The sequence below is a fragment of the Vibrio sp. SCSIO 43132 genome (genome assembly GCF_019904195.1).
Taxonomy (GTDB): domain Bacteria; phylum Pseudomonadota; class Gammaproteobacteria; order Enterobacterales; family Vibrionaceae; genus Vibrio; species Vibrio nigripulchritudo.
The window spans coordinates 467,347-488,900 of record NZ_CP063199.1; the positions used below are offsets into that span (position 1 = coordinate 467,347).

At 47.5% G+C, this 21,554-nt stretch carries 13 protein-coding genes and 8 tRNA genes; 20 read left to right on the forward strand and 1 reads right to left on the reverse strand.

Going from position 1 to position 21,554, the window contains the following annotated elements; translation table 11 throughout:
• Positions 1 to 35 precede the first annotated feature (35 nt).
• Positions 36 to 1,022, forward strand: a complete 987-nt coding sequence (gene rpoS / locus INR79_RS02225) for an RNA polymerase sigma factor RpoS (protein WP_004401303.1) — start codon at positions 36 to 38, stop codon at positions 1,020 to 1,022.
• Positions 1,023 to 1,108: 86 nt separating this feature from the next.
• Here the strand turns inward: rpoS and mutS are convergent, their stop codons facing one another.
• The gene (gene mutS, locus INR79_RS02230; RefSeq protein ID WP_223096941.1) at positions 1,109 to 3,640 is read right to left on the reverse strand and encodes a DNA mismatch repair protein MutS; all 2,532 of its coding nucleotides are present in this window, start codon (positions 3,638 to 3,640) and stop codon (positions 1,109 to 1,111) included.
• Between the two features lie 438 nt (positions 3,641 to 4,078).
• Between mutS and INR79_RS02235 the strand changes: the two genes are divergently transcribed.
• The 19 genes from INR79_RS02235 to INR79_RS02325 all read left to right on the forward strand — a co-directional run bounded on the left by INR79_RS02235 (position 4,079) and on the right by INR79_RS02325 (position 21,421).
• A complete protein-coding gene (locus tag INR79_RS02235; protein ID WP_022549552.1) occupies positions 4,079 to 4,696 on the forward strand; it encodes a DUF1449 family protein in 618 nt (205 codons plus the stop codon).
• A gap of 29 nt (positions 4,697 to 4,725) precedes the next feature.
• On the forward strand, positions 4,726 to 6,879 hold the full coding sequence (locus INR79_RS02240) for a peptidase (RefSeq protein WP_200766172.1): 2,154 nt from the start codon (positions 4,726 to 4,728) through the stop codon (positions 6,877 to 6,879).
• 64 nt (positions 6,880 to 6,943) lie between these two features.
• Positions 6,944 to 11,821, forward strand: coding sequence for a DNA repair ATPase (locus INR79_RS02245; protein WP_223095860.1), 4,878 nt, complete (start codon positions 6,944 to 6,946; stop codon positions 11,819 to 11,821).
• A complete protein-coding gene (locus INR79_RS02250; protein WP_223095862.1) occupies positions 11,814 to 12,524 on the forward strand; it encodes a phospholipase D-like domain-containing protein in 711 nt (236 codons plus the stop codon). The genes INR79_RS02245 and INR79_RS02250 overlap by 8 nt, the downstream gene beginning before the upstream one ends.
• A gap of 12 nt (positions 12,525 to 12,536) precedes the next feature.
• Entirely contained in the window at positions 12,537 to 13,598 is a 1,062-nt protein-coding gene (locus INR79_RS02255; protein ID WP_223095864.1) for a toxic anion resistance protein, read from the forward strand.
• A 71-nt stretch (positions 13,599 to 13,669) separates the two neighbouring features.
• Entirely contained in the window at positions 13,670 to 14,155 is a 486-nt protein-coding gene (pncC, locus tag INR79_RS02260) for a nicotinamide-nucleotide amidase (protein WP_022591235.1), read from the forward strand.
• A 110-nt stretch (positions 14,156 to 14,265) separates the two neighbouring features.
• Positions 14,266 to 15,306, forward strand: coding sequence for a recombinase RecA (recA, locus tag INR79_RS02265; RefSeq protein ID WP_004401294.1), 1,041 nt, complete (start codon positions 14,266 to 14,268; stop codon positions 15,304 to 15,306).
• A 92-nt stretch (positions 15,307 to 15,398) separates the two neighbouring features.
• Complete coding sequence (gene recX, locus INR79_RS02270; RefSeq protein ID WP_004401293.1) at positions 15,399 to 15,860, forward strand: recombination regulator RecX; 462 nt, start codon at positions 15,399 to 15,401, stop codon at positions 15,858 to 15,860.
• A gap of 257 nt (positions 15,861 to 16,117) precedes the next feature.
• Positions 16,118 to 18,700, forward strand: a complete 2,583-nt coding sequence (gene alaS / locus INR79_RS02275) for an alanine--tRNA ligase (protein ID WP_223095865.1) — start codon at positions 16,118 to 16,120, stop codon at positions 18,698 to 18,700.
• Positions 18,701 to 18,791: 91 nt separating this feature from the next.
• Positions 18,792 to 19,988 (forward strand): aspartate kinase, encoded by a 1,197-nt coding sequence (locus tag INR79_RS02280; RefSeq protein ID WP_004401291.1) that lies wholly within the window; start codon positions 18,792 to 18,794, stop codon positions 19,986 to 19,988.
• Between the two features lie 86 nt (positions 19,989 to 20,074).
• Positions 20,075 to 20,272 carry a carbon storage regulator CsrA gene (csrA, locus tag INR79_RS02285; RefSeq protein ID WP_004401290.1) on the forward strand — a complete coding sequence of 66 codons (198 nt, stop codon included), beginning with the start codon at positions 20,075 to 20,077 and terminating at the stop codon, positions 20,270 to 20,272.
• A 180-nt stretch (positions 20,273 to 20,452) separates the two neighbouring features.
• Positions 20,453 to 20,545, forward strand: a tRNA-Ser gene (locus INR79_RS02290).
• Between the two features lie 52 nt (positions 20,546 to 20,597).
• Positions 20,598 to 20,674, forward strand: a tRNA-Arg gene (locus INR79_RS02295).
• 26 nt (positions 20,675 to 20,700) lie between these two features.
• Positions 20,701 to 20,793 (forward strand) — tRNA-Ser (locus INR79_RS02300).
• A gap of 66 nt (positions 20,794 to 20,859) precedes the next feature.
• A tRNA-Arg gene (locus INR79_RS02305) sits at positions 20,860 to 20,936 on the forward strand.
• 35 nt (positions 20,937 to 20,971) lie between these two features.
• Positions 20,972 to 21,048: transfer RNA gene (locus INR79_RS02310), tRNA-Arg, on the forward strand.
• Between the two features lie 52 nt (positions 21,049 to 21,100).
• Positions 21,101 to 21,177 (forward strand) — tRNA-Arg (locus tag INR79_RS02315).
• Between the two features lie 38 nt (positions 21,178 to 21,215).
• Positions 21,216 to 21,292 (forward strand) — tRNA-Arg (locus INR79_RS02320).
• 52 nt (positions 21,293 to 21,344) lie between these two features.
• A tRNA-Arg gene (locus INR79_RS02325) sits at positions 21,345 to 21,421 on the forward strand.
• Positions 21,422 to 21,554 lie beyond the last annotated feature (133 nt).

A 21,554-nucleotide genomic window follows, 5' to 3' on the forward strand; every position in this document is an offset into this window, starting at 1 on the left:
AGTAATGTCTTGCGAACTCGCCAGGGGGAGGCACTATGAGTATCAGCAATGCAGTAACGAAAGTCGAAGAAGAGTTTGATTACGAAGCGGTAGGTATGGAACAAACCACCAGGGAAGAATCTACTCTCACTCAAGAAAAACAGTCTGAACAGAAAGAAGAATTTGAGGTAAGTGCAAAAAGTTTAGACGCCACTCAACTGTATCTCGGAGAGATCGGTTTCTCACCTCTTCTCACAGCAGAAGAAGAAGTCCTGTATGCACGTCGCGCACTTCGAGGAGACGAAGCCGCACGCAAACGCATGATCGAAAGTAACCTTCGTTTAGTTGTTAAAATCTCTCGCCGTTACGGTAACAGAGGGCTGGCACTGCTCGATCTGATCGAAGAAGGTAACCTAGGGCTGATCCGTGCAGTTGAGAAATTTGATCCTGAAAGAGGTTTCCGTTTTTCAACGTACGCAACATGGTGGATTCGTCAAACCATCGAACGTGCATTGATGAACCAAACTCGCACTATTCGTTTGCCCATACACGTAGTGAAAGAGCTGAATATCTATTTAAGAACGGCTCGGGAGCTATCGCAAAAACTGGATCATGAACCAACGGCAGAAGAAATTGCTCAGCAACTTGATAAGCCCGTTGATGATGTCAGCAAAATGCTTCGTCTGAATGAAAGAGTCAGTTCCGTGGACACCCCAATCGGTGGTGAAAGTGAGAAAGCACTCCTTGATATCATTCCAGACGTCAACAACTCTGATCCTGAAGTCTGTACTCAAGACGATGACATCAAACATTCTCTGATCGATTGGCTGGATGATTTGAATCCCAAGCAGAAAGAAGTACTTGCACGCCGTTTTGGTCTTCTGGGGTATGAACCTTCAACACTGGAAGAAGTAGGTCGTGAGATCAATTTGACTCGGGAGCGTGTACGTCAGATCCAGGTAGAAGGTCTTCGTCGACTTCGTGAGATCCTTGTGAAGCAAGGTCTGAACATGGAATCATTGTTCAACGTTGAAAATGACTAAAGCATCAAAATTAGTTCATTGATATATAAGAAAGGGCGAGAAACATCTCGCCCTTTTTGTTTGTCAAATTACTGCCGCTACTTCAATCAAAGCATCTTCTTCAATCGATATAGTGCATCCAGTGCTTGTCTTGGTGTGAGATCATCAGGATCGATATCCGCAAGCGCCAATTCAATATCACTCGGCTCCGGAATCAAGCTTAATTGATTGGCTACATCCACTTGGTTTGGCGTCGTTGGTTGATCGTTAGTAAGTTGTTCCAACTGGTTCAACTTCGCCCGCGCATTTTTGATCACGGTTTTAGGTACGCCTGCCAATCCAGCCACTGCCAGACCATAAGATTTACTTGCCGCCCCTTCCTGTACAGCGTGCATAAAGGCGATAGTGTCACCGTGTTCAACCGCATCTAAATGAACATTCGCCAACATCGGGATCTGATTCGGCAGTTCGGTTAACTCAAAGTAGTGAGTAGCAAATAAGGTCATCGCACTGATCTGTTTAGCCAGCCACTCTGCACTCGCCCATGCCAGTGATAAACCATCGTAAGTACTGGTTCCACGACCAATTTCATCCATCAAAACCAGGCTTCGATCTGTGGCATTGTGCAGAATATTCGCGGTTTCGGTCATTTCTACCATAAAGGTAGAGCGACCAGATGCCAGATCGTCCGATGCGCCAATACGAGTGAATATACGATCAATAGAGCCAATGGTGGCAGACTCAGCGGGCACGTAAGAACCAATATGTGCCATCAACGCAATCAGTGCGGTCTGACGCATGTAGGTCGATTTACCACCCATGTTTGGTCCCGTGATAATCAGCATTTTACGCTGTTCACCCAGCTCAATAGGGTTAGCAATGAAAGGTTCGTCCATAACCTGTTCCACCACCGGATGGCGACCGCCCTGAATTCGAACGCCAATGTCTTCGTTCAGTGTTGGCTTACAGTAATCTAAGCTCTCTGCGCGTTCCGCTAGGTTTTGTAGAACATCCAGTTGCGACAGGGCAGAAGCCAGGTTTTGCATTGATTCCAAGTGTGGAAGCAGAAGATCGAACAGTTCTTCCCAAAGCTGTTTTTCAATCGCCAGTGCTTTGGATTTAGAATTTAAGACCTTATCTTCGTGTTCTTTCAGTTCCGGGATGATGTAGCGTTCGGCATTTTTTAGTGTCTGGCGACGTACATAATGAGGAGGAACAAGGTGGCTCTGACCACGGCTTACCTGAATGTAGAAGCCATGAACATTGTTGTATCCCACTTTTAGGGTATCAATGCCGTGGCGATCGCGTTCATCGGCTTCTAGTTTCTCAAGGTACTCAGTTGCACCGTCAGCCAGTTTTCGCCATTCGTCCAGCTCGGCGTTATAACCCTCTGCAATTACACCACCATCTCGAATCACCACAGGTGGGTTTTCTTTAATGGCACGCTCTAGCAAGTCGCAAAGTTCATCTTGTGGTGCGGTAAAACCTGCAAGCTTGCCAAGGTATGGGTGATTAACCTGACCAAGAATCTCCGAAAGTTCAGGAAGCTGCTGCATGGCATGACGAAGGCGAGCCAAATCGCGTGGGCGAGCACTACGAATTGCCAAGCGAGCTAAGATACGCTCAATATCACCGATTTGTTTGAGCACTGGATGTAAGTCGCTAAACAGCGCGGTGTCTTTGATTTCGGTAATGGCGTCAAGGCGCTGGTTAAGAGTATCGAGTTGGCGCATTGGCTGGTGCAACCAACGCTTCAGCATCCGGCTGCCCATTGCCGTTGCAGTGTGGTCAAGCACTTCTGCCAGCGTATTGTCGGTTCCGCCCGCTAAGTTTTGCGTAATCTCTAGATTGCGGCGCGTGGCAGCATCTAAAATGACCGAATGGTCTTGTCGGTCGTATGTCAGTGAGCGGATGTGAGGTAAGGCCGTGCGTTGCGTGTCTTTTACATACTGAATCAAACAGCCCGCGGCACACAGACCAAGTTCAGCGTGTTCTACTCCAAAACCGACCAGATCTTTAGTGCCAAACTGCTGGTTAAGCTGCTGTTTCGCTGTATCTAATTCAAATTCCCAGACAGGGCGGCGGCGATTGCCGTTTCGGCTTGCCATCAAATGCACCGCTTCGAAATCTTCTGGGAACAACAATTCTTTTGGAGAGGTGCGCTGCAATTCTGCCGACATCGCTTCTTCGGTTTCTGGTTCCATCAACTGGAAGCGACCCGAAGTCATGTCTAACGTGGCGTAGCCGAACTTACCATCGTGGCTGTAGATGGCTGCGATCAGGTTATCAACACGCTCAGCCAGTAAGGCTTCGTCGGTTACTGTACCTGGGGTAACAATGCGTACAACCTTTCTTTCCACCGGACCTTTGCTGGTGGCTGGGTCGCCAATTTGCTCACAAATTGCGACAGATTCACCAAGCTGAACCAGCTTTGCCAGGTAACCTTCTACTGCATGAAAAGGTACGCCAGCCATTGGGATTGGCTCGCCAGCAGAAGAACCACGCTTGGTTAAGGAGATATCCAGTAACTGAGAAGCACGTTTCGCGTCGTCGTAAAATAACTCGTAAAAATCCCCCATACGATAGAAAAGCAAGATATCGGGATTTTCCGCCTTGAGCTTAAGATACTGTTGCATCATCGGCGTGTGTTTTTGCGTCGCGGTGCTGGTGGTCACTGAATTATCCTTGTTTTAGTTATATCTGAGCTGAAGTGAATTCTCAGCAAAGGCAAATGATATTAATCAGACCGTCAGAAAGCAATGGAGTTTTGGTGTGGGTCGCAATCTTGCACAGAGGTCGTACTTCGCGGGTTAAAAACGCTTTACCAAAATTCGATTTTACAAACAGAATGGCGGACTTTATTGAAAATATTCATCAGCAAATACTTATTAAGTTATTTATGTTGAGTTCTCATTGATAATAATTTCATTAATTTTTTTTGAAGCGCATCAATAAACCCTGAAAGCAGGTTTTATTTTTCCAAAGCGTTCTGTATCTTTTTGATATTAAAATCATAGATAGAAAAATTTCAGCACGATTCGGCTTGATTGTGACTGAAATACAAGTTGGATAGGGACATGGCTTTTGAACTGTTTTTGTCGGTGTTACTTTCGTTCCCGACAAACGTATTCTTTATTCCTTTTATAATATTTTTTGTCATCATGCTTATCGATCTGATCTTCGATGTATTCGAAGGTCTTTTGGGTGAGTTAGATATTGTTGATTTAGACAATATAACCGGTGGCAGCCTGATATTACCGCCGATATTAACCAAGGTACCACTGCCTATTGCGCTGTGCGTTAGCCTGTTTATCGCGACTATTATTGAGTTTTATCTCGACACCTATCTTCTGTCTTCTCTCTCTGAAACGCTGTCACTGATTTCAGGCGTTATATCTCTTCCTGTCGTGGCGTACATAGCCTTGTATATCGCCGCTATTTTGCTTAAGCCTCTGGCTCCATTTTTCAATAAGAACAATGCGTTTGCTTCAATCGATTACGTTGGTTTGCGTGCCAAAGTGCACAGCAGTCAGGTTAGTCAGGAAGCGGGCGGTGAAGTCATTGTCGTACACAATGGCAATGAAGTGCTTCTGGACGTGATGTCACACAGCACTCAGGAAATCCGATACGGCGACGAAGTCGTCATCGTCTCTAAAGATAATGAATCGCAGCGTTATTTCGTCGCGAAAGCATAAATACAATTAAACCTCTCAAGGAGTTGGTCATGGCTTTATCCCCCAGTATGATGTTCATCTTAGCTGGTGTTGCACTATTTTTATTGGTTCTGATTTTTCTTACCTCTCGTTATAAGAAGGTAAGAATTGAAGGTGAAGCGCTTATTGTGAACGGTGTGGATCGCACCCGAGCTTCGCTAACCGGTACCTTTGTATGGCCGGTCGTGAACCGATTCGAATACATGGATATTACCCGTAAGAAGATTTCCGTCATCCGCAGTGGTCGTAAAGATCAAGAAGGCGAAGAATATGAAGGTCTTCACTGCAGCGATAATATTCGTGCGGACTTAAAAGTAGACTTCTACATCGGTGTAAATCACGAAGAAGACGACATTGTACGCGTGGCAAAACTGTTTACGGCAGTTGAAGCATCAAACCTTGAGCGTCTGAAAGAGCACTTCCAACCTAAATTCTCCGAAGCACTAAAAACCGCAGTGAAGCAGTTCGAATTTGAAGAGCTGTTGACCAACCGCCGCGCGTTCCGTGATGCTGTTGTTCAGGTTATCGGTAGCGAAATGGATGGCTTCAAAATCTACGATGTGGTAATCGACAAAATTGACCAGACTTCTCTGGAAGCCCACAACCCAGACAACATTCTTGATGTAGAAGGTATCCGTAAGATCTCTTCCATTACAGCGCAGAAGAACACGGAAACCAACGCGATCCGTCAGGATGAGCGCACCACCATTAAGAAGAAAGACGTAGAAGCGGAAGCGAACCGTCTGCAACTGGATAAACAAGAGAAAGAAAGCATCGCCCGAACTCAGCGTGAAATCGAGATCATCGAAGCGCAAGAGAATGCCCTGTCTGAAGAAAAGCGTCAGGAATACGAGCGCATTTCCTCTTTGGCGAAACTGGAAACTGAAGAAGAAGTAGCGAAAAAGCGTGAAAGCGTAGAAATGGAAGTCGAAATGACGCGTATTGCCAATAAGCGTCAGGTCGCGATTCAGGAGGAAGAACTGAGCCGTGCTGTTGAGACAGAGAAGGTTCGTACTTCTTCTGAAGTGGCTCAGAAAGAGATGGAAAAAGAAACCACGGTTGAAGAAGCGCTGAAATCTGTGGCAGAAACGCGTTCTCAGCGTGTTGAAATTGAACGTAAGATTGCTCGTGAAGAAGAAGAAACTGAAAACCTTCGAGTGAACGAGCAAGTGAACCGTAAGAAGCGCGTGTCCATGGTAGAAGCCGAAGCGGTAGCTGAAGCGAAACAGCTGGAGCTTCTGGTGGCAGCCCGCGCCGAGAAAGATGCAGCGAAAGAAAAAGCTGAACGCCTGCTGATCGAGAAAGACGCTGAACTGAAAGTGAAGACGCGTGATGCGGAAAATGAGCTGGCAGTGAAGACTCGTGAAGCCGAAGCGGCGCATATTGTTGCGACCAAGCAAGCGGATGCTGAGAAAGTGGTTCGTCAGCGTCAGGCGGAAGCAGAGCTAGAAGCGGCAGCCAAAGAAGCTGAAGCACGATACATGCTGAAAGAGCGTGAAGCGGCAGCGAAAGAGCGCATGGCTCACGCTGAGAAAGAACAAATCAGTGCGACGGGTCTGGCGCAAGTGGAAGTGGATCGTGAGCGTGCACAGGCGATTCGTGAAACGGGTGAAGCGGAAGCATACACATTGCAAAGCGCAGGTGAAGCAGAAGCACAGGCACTACGTGCGAAAGGCTTGGCGGAAGCAGAAGCGCAAACCGCTCGTTTTGAAGCGGCTCAGAAATACGATGACCAAACGCGTGAGCACGACAAGTGGGTTATGCAGCTGCAGCAAGAGAAAGAGCTGGATCTGGCGCGTATCGACGCACAAAAAGACGTGGCATCAGAGAACGCGAAAGCACTGGCACAAGCACTGGCAGCGGCCGACATCAAACTGTTTGGTGGCGACGGTATGGAACAAATCCGCCGCACGGTTATCGATTCTGCTTCAATGGATACCAAGTTTGAGGAATCTAAAGTCCTTAACCCGCTGGTGTCTGAGTACGTGAATGGCAACCGCAGCCTGCCGCAAGACATCAAGGACATCCTTGAAAATACCGAACTGAAAAGTAGTGACCTAAGCAACGTAGCTTTGGCAAGCCTGCTGAATTCACAAGGTGGCGCGACAGAGCTTCTGAAGAAAATTCAGCAGTCCGTCAGCAGCTCAGATTCTACTGAGTCTTAATCGCCCATCTTGAGTCATACACCCACACTTACCACCCGTAAGTGTGGGTTTTAAAGGTATAAGCATGTCAGAATCAACCCAGCAGGCTGTCACAGAAGGCGGTGCCTACGAGGTACTCAAGTCACGCCTTTCGCAACAAGGCAGCAAACTTAAAGACATTTCCCACCAGTTCAATCAGGAAAGGCAGCAAGTTTTCGGTGGTCAGGAGCTTTCCCTTATCGGTAAAGCCAATGTGCAAACCGAAGCGCGTTGTGTGCCTGTCGACATGGCGCAGGTCAACGAGCAACTTCTGTTTGGTTACGAAGTGCATGTGGGAATGAAAGCCCAGCCTTCCTTAGAAGACGTATTCGGGCTGTATCAACTTCATGAAAAAGATGGCACCTTCCGCATTGAACCCGTCAGCCTGGAAGGCAGCTTCCTGTCAGACACTCGTTTTGTTCACGAGTTTACCGAGCTGTTTACCTATTATCAGGATGCCAAGCTCTCTCAGATCTCTCGTCAGGAAAGCACCCTCTACATCGCATTTCAAATCGGCATGCGCGCCGAAGACCGCAAAGTATTTCGCTTTCAACTGAACAAGCATTCGATTGAGTACATAGATTCTCTCGGACATAAGTCGTTGGAATCAGCGGTTCAGCGCGACTTTGACTGGATTGAAACCACGCGAGAAGACCACGTGCTTGGTAAGCACCCCCATGTGTCTATCAAAGACAAGCTCTTTGTCGAGTGTGTTGGTGGCGACCTGACCATTAAGGTGGAAGACAACACCGAAGAAGGCAAAGGGGTTTACCGAGAAGAGGTCGAAGACCCACACCAAAGTGTGGCAGATGCCAGCATTGCCTACGCGTTTGTGGGTGATTTGATTGCCCTTCGCGTTTTGCCGAACCGTGAAAAAACGGAACGCTACTTCCTGTACAACCCATTAAATCAGACCGTGACTCGCGCTGATGCACTTGGCGTCAGTGCCAAAGAACTGCCTGAAGAGCACGGAATTTTGTACTCGCATGGTTACGTACTGGCGAATGGAGAAGCCAAACACTTTGATATGCCGTGGGCAGATCTTAAGTTCTTCCAGAAAATCGCCTCACCAAACGGCGAAGACCTGATGTACTTCTTCTTTAACATGGTGAAAGGGTATTACGTTGTTTATACCTACAACATGATAGAAAAGTCGTTTTCTGCCCCAATGGACAGCCACGGTTACAGCCTGTATCCAGACGGTCGCATGCTGGTATTCCAACTGTCTGAAAACGCAGAAGCGTCCACCATTCATCCGCTGCGAATCTGGGACACACCATTTGCCACCCCTGAGCATTACAGCCGTCACAGTGCAAAAAGTGATGCCTCCAGCCCCTTGTTTAACCTAGGGAATGCAGAGCTGGTACGTGCTTTGTCTTCCGTACTGTCAATTTGTCACTTCGCTTCGACCGAAGAAGTCACTCAAGCGGCGTATGAAGCACTGCTGAAGCAGTGCCAGGCGACTCTTGATCACTATCATTGGCTTGCTCACGATTATGCGATGGGGCTGGGGGATGCGATTCAGGATGTAATGTCAACTTCTGACAAGATCATCGATGAATTCGCCAAAGTTCAGCAGCTTCAGGCTCATGCTCAGCATGCGATTGAAGAAGAATCCGAATCCGTCGCCACTCTGATTAGCAAAGTAAAACTTGCGCCCAAAGATCAGGCGGCGAGTTTGCTAACTCTGCTTTCAGAAGTGAAAACGCAAGTCGGCAACACCATGGCTTTGCGCCAGCAACATTACATCGATATTGCTAAAGTCGATGAGTTGCTTGGTTCGCTGGACGAACAACGCCAGTATCTAAATCAGCAGTTGCTTGAGTTGCTGCAAGATGAAAAAGCCTATCAGCCATTCAAAAAGCAAATCCATACTGTGGAAGAGCAGTTGGAAACGGTTGAGAAAACTTCTGATATTCAGGAGCTTCAAGAGCAGATTGAAAAGCTTCGTGCTGAGCTGCAATTGGTGACCGAAGAAGTCACCGACATCGAAACCGAAGATCCAACTCAGTCGACCCGAATTCTGGATTTGACCACCGAAGTGTCGTCCATGCTGAATGCCGTGTCTGCCAAGCTGCGCAACAAAAACAGCGGGCTACGCAGCGACGAAGCGAAAGCGGAATTTGGGGCGCAGTTTAAGCTGCTGGCTCAGTCGGTAAACAGCGCGATGGAGCAGGCTACCACACCCGATGAGTGTGATAACCAGCTTGCGAAGTTGATTGGACAGCTAGAGAAGCTAGAATCTCGCTTTGCGGATTTCGACGAGTTTCTGGGAGAAATCTACACCAAGCGCGATGAAATTCAGTCAACACTAGAAAACCACAAGCAGCAGTTGGTGAGCGCTCAGCAGCGACGCATTCAGAATTTGCTTCAAGCGGCGAATGTTACCTTTAACAGCATCGAAAAGCGCGTAGCACGATTCGATGATGTTGCGTCTCTGAACAGCTATTTTGCCACCGACGCCATGGTGATGAAGCTGCGCCAGTTGTCGGAATCCATCCGTGAACTTGGTGACAGCGTGAAAGCCGACAGCGTCGACGCTAAACTCAAATCCGTTCAGGACCAGTCACTGAGATCGCTTCGTGATAATCAGGATATCTTCGAAGACGGCGGTAAAATCCTGCGCTTGGGTAAGCACCGATTCAGCGTGAACCAGCAGCCTTTAGATGTGACGCTGGTTGAGCACGATGACGAGCTGTGTACCCACATCTCAGGCACCGATTTCTATCAGCCGATTGAAGACGAAACGTTTCTGGCACTTCAGAACATTTCGAAGCTGGATATTGCTTCCGAAACCGACGACATTTATCGCTCCGAATACCTGGCTTATCTGATTCTGCATTCTGCCATGAACCTCAGTGACGACTTCGATACCGAAGCCTTGCTGCACGCGCGAAAGTCGGGTGAGCTATTAAGCCTAGTACAACGCTTTGCTTCGCCTAGGTACAAAGAAGGCTATATCAAAGGTATTCACGATCACGATGCAGAGAAAATACTGAACCAGCTTCTCCCTGTTTTTGAACAGGCGGGGTCGCTGCGCTTTGGTCAGCAAGAGCGAGCCACCGCTTGGATGTGGTTGATAGCCCAAGATGGTAAATCGCTTGAAGATTGGAAGAGCAAAGCTAACAACGCCAACCTGCTCAAAGTGCACCTTCAGTCGCCAGACGCATACCAAAGTCTGCAATCCGAGCTAGAAAAAGAACTTGGCGAGTCGGGCAGTGGATTGTTGTCTGACGCCAGTGATTACCTGATTCAGCTGCTCGCCAAAAGTGAATCTCGAATCGAGGTCAGCCGTGATGCCATGGAGCTGTGCGATGATTACCTTCAGTTCCGCCGAAGCCTTGGCTGGTCTGGCAATCAACACTCTCCAAGTGTCAGTATGCAAGATCACCTTCAATGGCTAACAGCGTACACTCAGCAAAAATCGCTGGGCAAAGCGTTTGTGACTGAAGCGGCTGCGATAGCAGTATGGAAAGAGCAGGACAATGCGCCTCTGAGCCCGGTTGATTTCTCACTCACTTGTGAAGTGGAAGGTCTACTGGGGGAGCATCTCAATATTGAGCAGGGTAAACTGAATCTGGTATTGGATGGATTTTTACAGCGTTGTGAACAGCACCGAAGCGTAACGATTCCTCAGTTTGAATCGTACCTCAATAAACGTGCAGACCTGCTGCAAGACGCGAAATCGAATTTCCGTCTGAATGAATTCAAACCACGTCCACTGACGTCGTTTGTGCGTAACAAGTTGATCAGCGAGAGCTACTTACCACTCATTGGTGACAACTTCGCCAAACAGATGGGTACCGTTGGCGACAACAAACGTACCGACTTGATGGGTATGCTCCTGCTTATCTCACCTCCGGGTTACGGTAAAACCACCCTGATTGAATACGTGGCGCACAAGCTTGGTCTTGTGTTCATGAAGATCAACGGTCCTTCCATTGGTCATCAGGTGACATCGCTCGATCCAAAAGATGCACCTGATCAGAATGCTGCCCGTGAGATCGAGAAGATCAACTTAGCCTTTGAGATGGGCAACAACGTCTTACTGTATCTTGATGATATTCAGCATACCCATCCCGAGTTCTTACAGAAATTCATTTCTCTGTGTGATGGTACTCGTCGAATCGAAGGGACATGGCGTGGCGAAACCAAAACTTACGACATGCGTGGCAAGAAGTTTTCAGTCGTAATGGCAGGTAACCCATACACCGAATCGGGAGACATGTTCCGAATCCCAGACATGCTGGCAAACCGTGCCGACATCTACAACCTGGGTGACATGCTGTCGGATCAGAAAGCTGCGTTTGAGCTCAGTTTCGTCGAGAACTCCTTGACGTCGCATCCTGTTCTGGCACCGCTGGCGACTCGTGACCTGAACGATTTGTATCGCTTTGTCAGGATGGCTAACGGTGAAGGTATACCACTGAGTGACATGTCTCACTCGTATTCAGCAACCGAGTCTTCCGAAATTGTCTCTACCTTGCAGAAGCTTCTGACGGTTCAGCAGACCGTACTCAAAGTCAACCAGCAGTACATTGCCTCAGCGGCAACTGCGGATCAGTATCGTGTTGAACCACCGTTTAAGCTTCAGGGTTCTTATCGAAACATGAATAAGCTGGCGGAGAAGATTTCGTCTGTCATGACTGAAGAAGAGCTGCAAACGCTTCTGCAAGATCACTATCAAGGTGAAGCGCAAACACTGACCAATGGTACAGAAGAGAACTTATTGAAACTGGCTGAACTTCGAGGGGACATGACTGATGAGCAGCAGGCTCGCTGGAATGAAATTCGTGAAGGGTATCAGCGTAATCAGTTGATGGGTGACTCAGAAGACAGAGCAGGGCAGGTTGTCCAGCAACTGGCGGCATTGAACCAAACCATGAGTCGAGTGACTCAAGGGCTAGGAGAAAATAATGAATAGGGAACAACTGCAACAACTCCTCCAATCTTCTATTGAAGATCATCGTCTGGATGATTCAGAAAGGCGCGAACTTAACGACCAGTTGAGCAACGCCGAGTTAAAACAGGAAGACCGTTCATTTCTGCGTAATCAGAGCTTCAAACTGGCGCAGCAATCCCTCAAAGAGGGGGCGGACGCCAGTGACATCGTTCGTTGGTTAGAGAAAACCATCAAAGTCTTGGACAACTCAAAGTCGGATGCAGGTGGTGATCTGGTTGGGTGCTGGTTCTCTCCGGGGCGTTCCTGCGCAGAAGGCATCATTAAGCAGCTAAACCAGGCACGTCACACCATTGATATCTGTGTATTTACCATTGCCGATGACAACCTTACGGCGCACATCGTGAAGGCACACAAACGTGGCGTGAAAGTGCGCGTGGTGACCGACAACGATAAGATCTTCGATAAAGGCAATGACGTGAATTATCTGGTGGAACAAGGTGTAGAGGTTAAAGTCGATACCACGTCTTATCACATGCATCATAAGTTCGCGATTTTTGATGGCGTACGCATGCTGAACGGCAGCTTTAACTGGACCCGAAGCGCGTCTAAGTACAACGAGGAAGACATCACGCTGACTGATGACATGCGTTTTGTACAGCCTTTCCAAAAGCAGTTTGAAGAACTTTGGCAGAAATTCCCGTTCCATCAACCTGAGCTAGCATAAGGAGAATTCACAATGACAGACATGGTTCAAACCGAAGAGTTAAAAGAAGAAGCCCTGAGCCCTCAGGTATTGGAACTGGCGCAAAATTTCGACCCGTTTGATACGGTAGCGACCATCACTTTTGGTAAAGAAGCACTGGAAAGTATTACCGCATTTTCTGATAGCGTGCTTGAGCAAGTAAGAGTGCGAGACAGCGGAGAAGCTGGAGAAATCCTGCAATCCATGGTCAGCGCCATGAGCAGTGCGGAATTTGATTACCTCAAAGACAAAAGCTTTTTGGCGAGCCTGCCGCTTATCGGCGAGCTATTTGATTCCTTCAAAAAGTTCTCTGACAGCTTTGATTCCGTAAAGAGCAGCTTGGAGCAGCTTTCCGATAAGCTGGAAGCTCAGGAACTGAAACTGGGACACGACATCAATCGTCTGGATACCTTGTACGATGAGAACCTGAACCTGCTCAATGGGCTGGACAACTACATCTCCGCGGGTAAGTGGAAACTGAATCAGATGAATACGGACGTATTGCCTTCGCTACTGGCTGAAGCCGAAAAGTCCGCAGATGCTCTGGATGCACAAAAGCACCGTGACGCCGTTCAGGCAGTCGCTCGTTTGGAAAAACGGATTCACAACCTTGAATTGACTCGAATGGCGGCGATTCAAACTGCTCCTCAGATTCGCCTTTCTCAGGAAGGCAATAAGATGCTGATGGAAGACATTCAGGACATCGTGCACAACACCTTCCCATTGTGGAAGCGTCAGTTCCTGATTGCGATTTCCAATTACGAGAAAGAGAAAGCACTAAAAGTGACGCGTGCGGTGAAAGACTACACCAATGAGCAGTACGTGAAGAACGCTGAAAAGCTGAAAGTGCTGGAAGAGCAAATTTCTGAAAACTATCAGCGTGGCATTCTGGATCTGGAATCTCTGGAAACGGTCAACCAACTGACCATCGAAACCCTGAATAACACGTTATCTCGCGTGAAAGAGGGCAGAGAACAACGTGCGCATGCTCAGACGGTGATTGAGCAGGCAGAGCAAGAGCTGAAAGACGCGTTGTCGCAAACTCTCGAAAGCTAAGGCTTGTTGTTGATACCCTAAATGCCGAGAATATCGTACCGATGTTCTCGGCTTTTTAATGGAGAGAAAACATGGCGTTGATGAATCAATTAAGCCAGCAATTGGGTGAAGCGTTGCTCGATAAAGGGCTGGTCATGACCACTGCTGAGTCGTGTACTGGCGGCGGTGTTGCGACGGCGGTGACGGACATTGCGGGCAGTTCTGCCTGGTTTGACAGAGCGTTTGTGACCTACAGCAATGAAGCCAAAATGGAGATGCTGGGCGTAAATGCGTCGACACTAGAAGCTCACGGTGCGGTTAGTGAACCTGTAGTAACCGAAATGGTGGCAGGAGCACTGGTGAATTCCCAAGCTTCAATAGGCGTTTCTATTAGTGGCGTTGCGGGACCGGGTGGCGGTAGCGAAGAGAAACCAGTGGGTACAGTGTGCTTCGGATTTCAATCGGAGCAGGGCTGGCAAAAAATTGAAACTTGTTACTTTGAGGGTGATCGGGCTCAAGTCCGCAGACAAGCAGTCCTTCATGCTCTTCAGGTTTTGCTACAGTACCTAACAGAGTAATTTGGCGGATAAAGCCAGAATCGAAAAATTTTTTCATACAGGTATAGACACTGTATGAATCAACAGTATAATAGCCAGCATAATCACGAACACGTTGTGTGGAGATACGGATGGACGATAACAAACAAAAGGCGTTAGCCGCAGCACTTGGTCAAATTGAAAAGCAATTCGGTAAAGGCTCTATTATGCGCCTTGGTGACAACCGCGCGATGGATGTTGAAACCATCTCAACGGGTTCTCTGTCACTGGATATCGCTTTGGGTGCTGGTGGTCTGCCGATGGGACGTATCGTAGAAATCTACGGTCCTGAGAGTTCGGGTAAAACCACGCTAACTCTTGAGCTTATCGCAGCAGCACAACGTGAAGGTAAAACCTGTGCATTTATCGATGCAGAGCACGCGCTAGACCCTATCTACGCGAAGAAGCTTGGTGTCGATATCGAAGCACTGCTTGTTTCTCAGCCTGATACAGGTGAGCAAGCGCTGGAAATCTGTGACGCGCTGGCACGTTCTGGTGCTATCGACGTAATGGTAGTTGACTCCGTAGCAGCTCTAACACCAAAAGCGGAAATCGAAGGTGAAATGGGCGACAGCCACATGGGCTTGCAAGCACGTATGCTTTCTCAGGCTATGCGTAAGCTAACAGGTAACCTAAAGCAGTCTAACTGTATGTGTATCTTCATCAACCAGATCCGTATGAAGATTGGTGTGATGTTTGGTAACCCAGAAACCACCACAGGTGGTAACGCACTGAAATTTTACGCATCTGTTCGTCTTGATATCCGCCGTACTGGTTCTATCAAAGATGGTGACGAAGTTGTTGGTAACGAAACCCGCATTAAAGTCGTGAAGAACAAGATTGCTGCACCGTTCAAGCAAGCTGAAACACAAATCATGTATGGTCAGGGTTTCAACCGTGAAGGTGAGTTGATTGATCTGGGTGTGAAGCACAAGCTGGTTGAGAAAGCGGGTGCTTGGTACAGCTACAACGGCGACAAGATTGGTCAGGGTAAAGCAAACGCAGGTAAATTCCTTCGTGAAAACTCGAACATTGCACTAGAAATCGATAGTAAACTGCGTGAGATGCTACTCACGACGGCTCAGCCTGAAGAGCCAGAACAAGGCGAAATGCCAAAAGAAGAAGAGTTTTAATCACTCATTCAATTACCAAAAGCCCTGCATTGCAGGGCTTTTGCGTATCTGGCTAAAAACCACATCTACTGTTTTTTATTGAAGTTTTGAGTATGTATCCAAAGAAAAATCCTCCCGCCCTCTCAAGTAAAGAAGCCGCGATTCAGTTACTCAGCCGACGTGACCATGGTGAGTACGAACTTTACCAAAAGCTGGCTTTTAAAGGATACGATGAAGAGCAGATCCAAGATGCGGTGAATTTCTGTATTGATCATAATTACTTAGACGATCTTCGTTATGCCAAAAGCCAGATCAGACAACATGTCTACAAAGGGCATGGTGAACGTCGAATTCGCCAGGAACTCAGCCAAAAACGTGTATCAGAATCGGTGATTGAAGAAGCGTTGCAAGAAGAACCACAAGACTGGTTTGAACTTGCCAAAGCGGCGGCGGAAAAAAAGTTCAAAGGCATAAAAGCCAAAGATCAGAAAGAATACGCCAAGCAAGTCAGGTTTTTACAATATCGGGGCTACAGCTTTGACCAGATCAGTTACGCCTTAAGTGATGAGGAATAGTCTTATCTAAGCCTTGAACTACCGAGTTAAACGAGCCTTTTTTGGCTTCCCCATCTTTTTCTATTCTTCTCTCATGAAAAAACGGATTTTTCTGTCCATCTTCTTTTGAATCAAACCGCCTAAGATCCTGTTTTCACGTTTCTTTTATAAATAGCGATTTCACACAAGAATAAATTCTTGTGGAATCTCGCATCTTGAGGTCGGTTGGGTATACAATGTGGCAAAATTCTAACTCGACTATTTTCAGGAAGAGCTGCATGTACATGAGCACAGATGAGGTTCGTAACGCGTTCCTCAAGTTCTTTGAAAGCAAAGGACACCAAATCGTAGACAGTTCATCGTTAGTACCACATAACGATCCAACCCTGCTATTTACTAACGCAGGTATGAACCAATTTAAAGATTGTTTCTTAGGCTTAGAAAAACGAGCCTACACTCGAGCGACTACGGCCCAACGCTGTGTACGTGCTGGCGGTAAGCACAATGACCTTGAAAACGTGGGCTTTACAGCTCGCCACCATACCTTCTTCGAAATGTTGGGTAACTTCAGCTTCGGTGATTACTTCAAAGAAGATGCGATCTCGTTTGCCTGGGAATTTCTGACAGAAGTTCTTCAACTTCCGAAAGACCGTCTATTGGTGACTGTATACGAAACCGACGATGAAGCTTTTGATATCTGGAACAAAAAAGTAGGCGTTCCAGCTGATCGCATTGTTCGCATCGGCGACAAAGAAGGCGGTAAGCCATACGAGTCAGACAATTTCTGGCAAATGGGTGATACAGGTCCATGTGGTCCATGTACTGAAATCTTCTACGATCACGGCGATCACATCTGGGGCGGTCGTCCGGGCACACCAGAAGAAGACGGTGACCGTTTTATCGAGATTTGGAACAACGTATTCATGCAATTTAACCGTCATGCCGATGGCACGATGGAACCACTACCAAAACCTTCGGTAGACACGGGCATGGGTATCGAGCGTATTTCTGCCATCATGCAGGGCGTGCATTCCAACTACGAAATCGACGTTTTCCAAACCCTAATTAAAGCCGCTGCTGAGGTGACGGGTCATGAAGATCTGTCTAACCAATCGCTCCGCGTAGTTGCTGACCACATCCGTTCATGTGCTTTCCTGATCGTTGATGGTGTAATGCCGTCAAACGAAGGTCGTGGCTACGTGCTTCGCCGAATTATCCGCCGCGCTGTTCGCCACGGTAACAAGCTGGGAGCACAAGGTGCGTTCTTCCATAAGCTGGTTGGTGTACTGGCAGAGGTGATGGGTACGGCGGGTGTTGAACTTAAGAAGCAACAAGCACTGGTTGAAAAAGTACTTCGCATTGAAGAAGAGAACTTTGGTCGCACGCTAGAGCGTGGCATGTCTATCCTAAACGAAGCGTTAGATGGTTTGGACGGCAAAGTACTTGATGGCGAAACAGTATTCAAACTTTACGATACCTACGGCTTCCCAGCAGATTTAACCAACGACGTAGCGCGTGAGCGTGACTTTGCTATCGACGAAGAAGGCTTCGAGAAAGCAATGGAAGCTCAGCGTCAGCGTGCACGTGAAGCGGGTCAGTTTGGTACGGACTACAATGCTGCCATCAAAGTGGATGCATCCACCGAGTTCTGCGGATACACAAGCACCGAAGGCAGCAGCACAGTGTCGGCACTGTTCGTTGAAGGTAACGAAGTCGAAGCACTATCCGCGGGCGACAAAGCAATCGTAATTCTTGAAGAAACGCCATTTTATGGCGAGTCAGGCGGTCAGTGTGGCGATACAGGTACATTGAAAACTGACGCTGGTCTTTTCCAGGTTGAAGATACTCAAAAGCTAAACAACGCAGTTGCGCACCACGGTGTGTTGGTTGAAGGTGTTTTTGCCAAAGGTGATAGTGTTGCTGCAACCGTTGATGCCGCGCGTCGCGCAGCGATTATCCTTAACCACTCAGCGACTCACCTACTGCACGCGGCGCTTCGCCATGTACTGGGTGAACACGTTGCTCAGAAAGGCTCGCTTGTAAAAGCTGAAGGTCTACGATTCGACTTCTCTCATCTTGAAGCAATGACACCAGCAGAAATCAAAGAAGTTGAGCGTTTGGTAAACATTCACGTTCGCCGTAACCATAATATCCAGACAGACATCATGAACATCGAAGACGCAAAAGCGAAAGGTGCGATGGCTCTGTTCGGTGAAAAATACGACGACCAAGTGCGTGTTCTTACCATGGGTGAATTCTCAACCGAACTGTGTGGTGGTATTCACGCATCAAGCACGGGTGATATTGGCCTATTCAAGATTACTTCAGAAGGTGGTATCGCAGCAGGTATTCGCCGTATTGAAGCTGTGACAGGTGAAGGTGCGCTGGACGCTATCGAAGCCGAAAATAGTAAATACGAAGAGAAGCTTTCTGAAGCAGCAAGCAAAGCGAAAGCTCTTGAGAAAGAGATCCAACAGTTGAAAGACAAGTTGGCGTCTCAGGCTAGTGCAAGCCTGACTAGTCAGGTAAAAGAAATTGCTGGCGTGAAAGTACTTGTGTCTAAGCTGGACGGCGCAGACAACAAAGCACTGCGCGGCATGGTTGACGAGCTAAAGAATCAGCTTGGTAGCGGTATCATCATGTTAGGTAATGTTGCTGGCGACAAAGTTGGTCTGATCGCGGGCGTGACCAAAGATCTGACGGGCAAAGTGAAAGCGGGCGAACTGGTTAATATGGTTGCGCAACAAGTTGGTGGTAAAGGCGGTGGTCGTCCAGATATGGCGCAAGCCGGTGGTACTGATGCCAATGCACTTCCAGCAGCGCTAGACTCAGTTGATGCCTGGCTAGAAGAGCGTTTGTAACTTTTATTTTTTTGAATGCCACTGGCTGATAAAGTCAGTGGCATTTGTGTATAACGACAACGGGGATTAAGCCCCAGGAAGGTGAAGAAAGGTGACACAGTCATTACGTGAATCTCTAGTAGTTCAGAAGTTCGGCGGAACTTCAGTTGGATCTATCGAGCGCATTGAAGCGGTAGCGGATCGAATCATTAAAACCAGGCAAGAGGGAAAACAATTGGTGGTTGTGGTTTCGGCCATGTCAGGCGAAACAAACCGCTTATTAGGGTTGGCTCATCAGGTTGATGCTGTACCAACTGCCCGAGAGTTAGACGTGCTGTTGTCAGCAGGTGAACAGGTTTCGATGGCGTTGTTAGCCATGACACTGAATAAGAAAGGTGTAAATGCCGTTTCTTTGACAGGTGCTCAAGCTGGTGTGAAAACCAATAATGTTCACAATGATGCGAAAATTGAATCGATAGAAACAGAAACGATTCTGAACTATTTAGAGAAAGATCACGTGGTGATAGTTGCTGGTTTTCAGGGGATGTCTGAAAGCGGAAATATCACAACCCTGGGTCGGGGAGGATCGGATACATCTGCGGTAGCATTGGCAGGTGAACTGCGTGCGTCCGAGTGCCAAATCTTTACAGATGTGGATGGGATCTATACCTGCGATCCTCGTGTCGTTAAAGATGCGTTAAAACTGGATGTGATTGATTTCCCAAGCATGGAAGAGATGGCAAGAAAAGGAGCGAAAGTGCTTCATCTTCCATCTGTGATACATGCATGGAAACATGGCGTCCCTCTGAGAGTCCTATCTTCATTTTCTGAAGAGTCTGGAACTTTGGTGGTTGGAGAAGAGTCTGATAGTCCAATCAGTGGATTAGCGATCCAGCGTGATTTGGTGGTAGTGGAAGTCAAATCCAGTGCCAAGCAGTCTATTCTGGATCAGTGTCAGATGCTTGGTATTGAGGTATGGGCAGCAGCGGACGAATCCGGCGTAACCGATATTGTGATTCCAAACTCATCTTTGGCTAAGCTTTCACTGATTGCTGCCGATAGCATAGCTAAGTCCACACCTGTATCTGCGGTAAGCTGTGTTGGTTGCAAAGCGCAACAAGCACAACCTTTATTGACAGATGTGTTTGAACAGCACCAAATTCCACTTTTAGGTGAAGTAAAGGACGTCCGTTCTTGCACTTACTTTATTGAACCTGAGAGAATAGAAGAGATTTCCAATCTTCTTCACAGTTTTATAGTAGCTGGACATTTAGAGCTTGATGGTCATCAAAAGCTAATGGTTTCATAGTCAGAAGGGATTATGGAATTGTTAATTTTCTAAGATGGTGACATCATAGAGAAAAATAACTCAGAGATTACTCAAGGAGCACAAGAATGCTAATTTTGACTCGCCGCGTAGGTGAAACTCTTATGATCGGTGATGAAGTAACTGTCACCGTGCTTGGTGTTAAAGGTAACCAGGTTCGAATCGGTGTTAATGCACCTAAAGAAGTATCTGTACACCGTGAAGAAATTTACATGCGTATACAAGCCGAGAAGGGCAACGGTGGTTCAGTTTCTGGTAACTACTAACACTAAGAAGGTCAGCAGAAGCTGGCCTTTTTAATAGGCATCAAAATCACGCGTTCAGGGAAAAGTTTGATTTCCCGCCACTTTGATTAAATACCCAACGCTTAAGCTGTTTTTTGCTATTTTTGCCAAGAAAATGTTTGACATATTTTCGGTAAATCGTAATATGTGCCTCCGCAAGACGGTGAGGTGGCCGAGAGGCTGAAGGCGCTCCCCTGCTAAGGGAGTATACGGTTTGTAGCCGTATCGAGGGTTCGAATCCCTCCCTCACCGCCATTCTTGCACTTCTTATAAAGTTGATACTCTCAACACAAAAATAAGAATCAGCGCGCTCGTAGCTCAGCTGGATAGAGTACCTGGCTACGAACCAGGCGGTCGAAGGTTCGAATCCTTCCGAGCGCGCCATTATTCCTTATTTGGAATACTACGTCGGTGAGGTGGCCGAGAGGCTGAAGGCGCTCCCCTGCTAAGGGAGTATACGGTTTGTAGCCGTATCGAGGGTTCGAATCCCTCCCTCACCGCCATTTATTGGCCTGAGGTCAATTTTTTTGTTTCTGATGAAATGAAATGTGATATAGTTCACAACCTGCGCGCTCGTAGCTCAGCTGGATAGAGTACCTGGCTACGAACCAGGCGGTCGAAGGTTCGAATCCTTCCGAGCGCGCCATTATTTATTTGTCTGACGTCTGTCATACAAACTTCGCGTCCTTAGCTCAGCTGGATAGAGTACCTGGCTACGAACCAGGCGGTCGGAGGTTCGAATCCTCCAGGACGCGCCACTATTTAGGGCTTTACAGTCCTGATATTACTTAAAGTGATATCGAAAACAGCGCGCTCGTAGCTCAGCTGGATAGAGTACCTGGCTACGAACCAGGCGGTCGAAGGTTCGAATCCTTCCGAGCGCGCCATTAATTTTAATTGTCTGACAATCTGTCATACAAACTTCGCGTCCTTAGCTCAGCTGGATAGAGTACCTGGCTACGAACCAGGCGGTCGGAGGTTCGAATCCTCCAGGACGCGCCACTATTTAGGGCTTTACAGTCCTGATATTACTTAAAGTGATATCGAAAACAGCGCGCTCGTAGCTCAGCTGGATAGAGTACCTGGCTACGAACCAGGCGGTCGAAGGTTCGAATCCTTCCGAGCGCGCCATCATTCCTTAAGCCTCGCAATCGCGAGGCTTTTTTATGTCTTTAACAATTCTGTAGCATTTTTTTATCTTTATTATTACATCCTATTGTTTTAAAAGAATAAAAATTATTTTTTTAACTTCCTCTCAGTATTC

Excerpts from the sequence above, each read along its gene's own strand:
- rpoS (WP_004401303.1), top strand. The coding sequence starts at position 36 with ATGAGTATCAGCAATGCAGTAACGAAAGTCGAAGAAGAGTTTGATTAC.
- mutS (WP_223096941.1), bottom strand. The coding sequence starts at position 3,640 with ATGATGCAACAGTATCTTAAGCTCAAGGCGGAAAATCCCGATATCTTG.
- INR79_RS02235 (WP_022549552.1), top strand. The coding sequence starts at position 4,079 with ATGGCTTTTGAACTGTTTTTGTCGGTGTTACTTTCGTTCCCGACAAAC.
- INR79_RS02240 (WP_200766172.1), top strand. The coding sequence starts at position 4,726 with ATGGCTTTATCCCCCAGTATGATGTTCATCTTAGCTGGTGTTGCACTA.
- INR79_RS02245 (WP_223095860.1), top strand. The coding sequence starts at position 6,944 with ATGTCAGAATCAACCCAGCAGGCTGTCACAGAAGGCGGTGCCTACGAG.
- INR79_RS02250 (WP_223095862.1), top strand. The coding sequence starts at position 11,814 with ATGAATAGGGAACAACTGCAACAACTCCTCCAATCTTCTATTGAAGAT.
- INR79_RS02255 (WP_223095864.1), top strand. The coding sequence starts at position 12,537 with ATGACAGACATGGTTCAAACCGAAGAGTTAAAAGAAGAAGCCCTGAGC.
- pncC (WP_022591235.1), top strand. The coding sequence starts at position 13,670 with ATGGCGTTGATGAATCAATTAAGCCAGCAATTGGGTGAAGCGTTGCTC.
- recA (WP_004401294.1), top strand. The coding sequence starts at position 14,266 with ATGGACGATAACAAACAAAAGGCGTTAGCCGCAGCACTTGGTCAAATT.
- recX (WP_004401293.1), top strand. The coding sequence starts at position 15,399 with ATGTATCCAAAGAAAAATCCTCCCGCCCTCTCAAGTAAAGAAGCCGCG.
- alaS (WP_223095865.1), top strand. The coding sequence starts at position 16,118 with ATGTACATGAGCACAGATGAGGTTCGTAACGCGTTCCTCAAGTTCTTT.
- csrA (WP_004401290.1), top strand. The coding sequence starts at position 20,075 with ATGCTAATTTTGACTCGCCGCGTAGGTGAAACTCTTATGATCGGTGAT.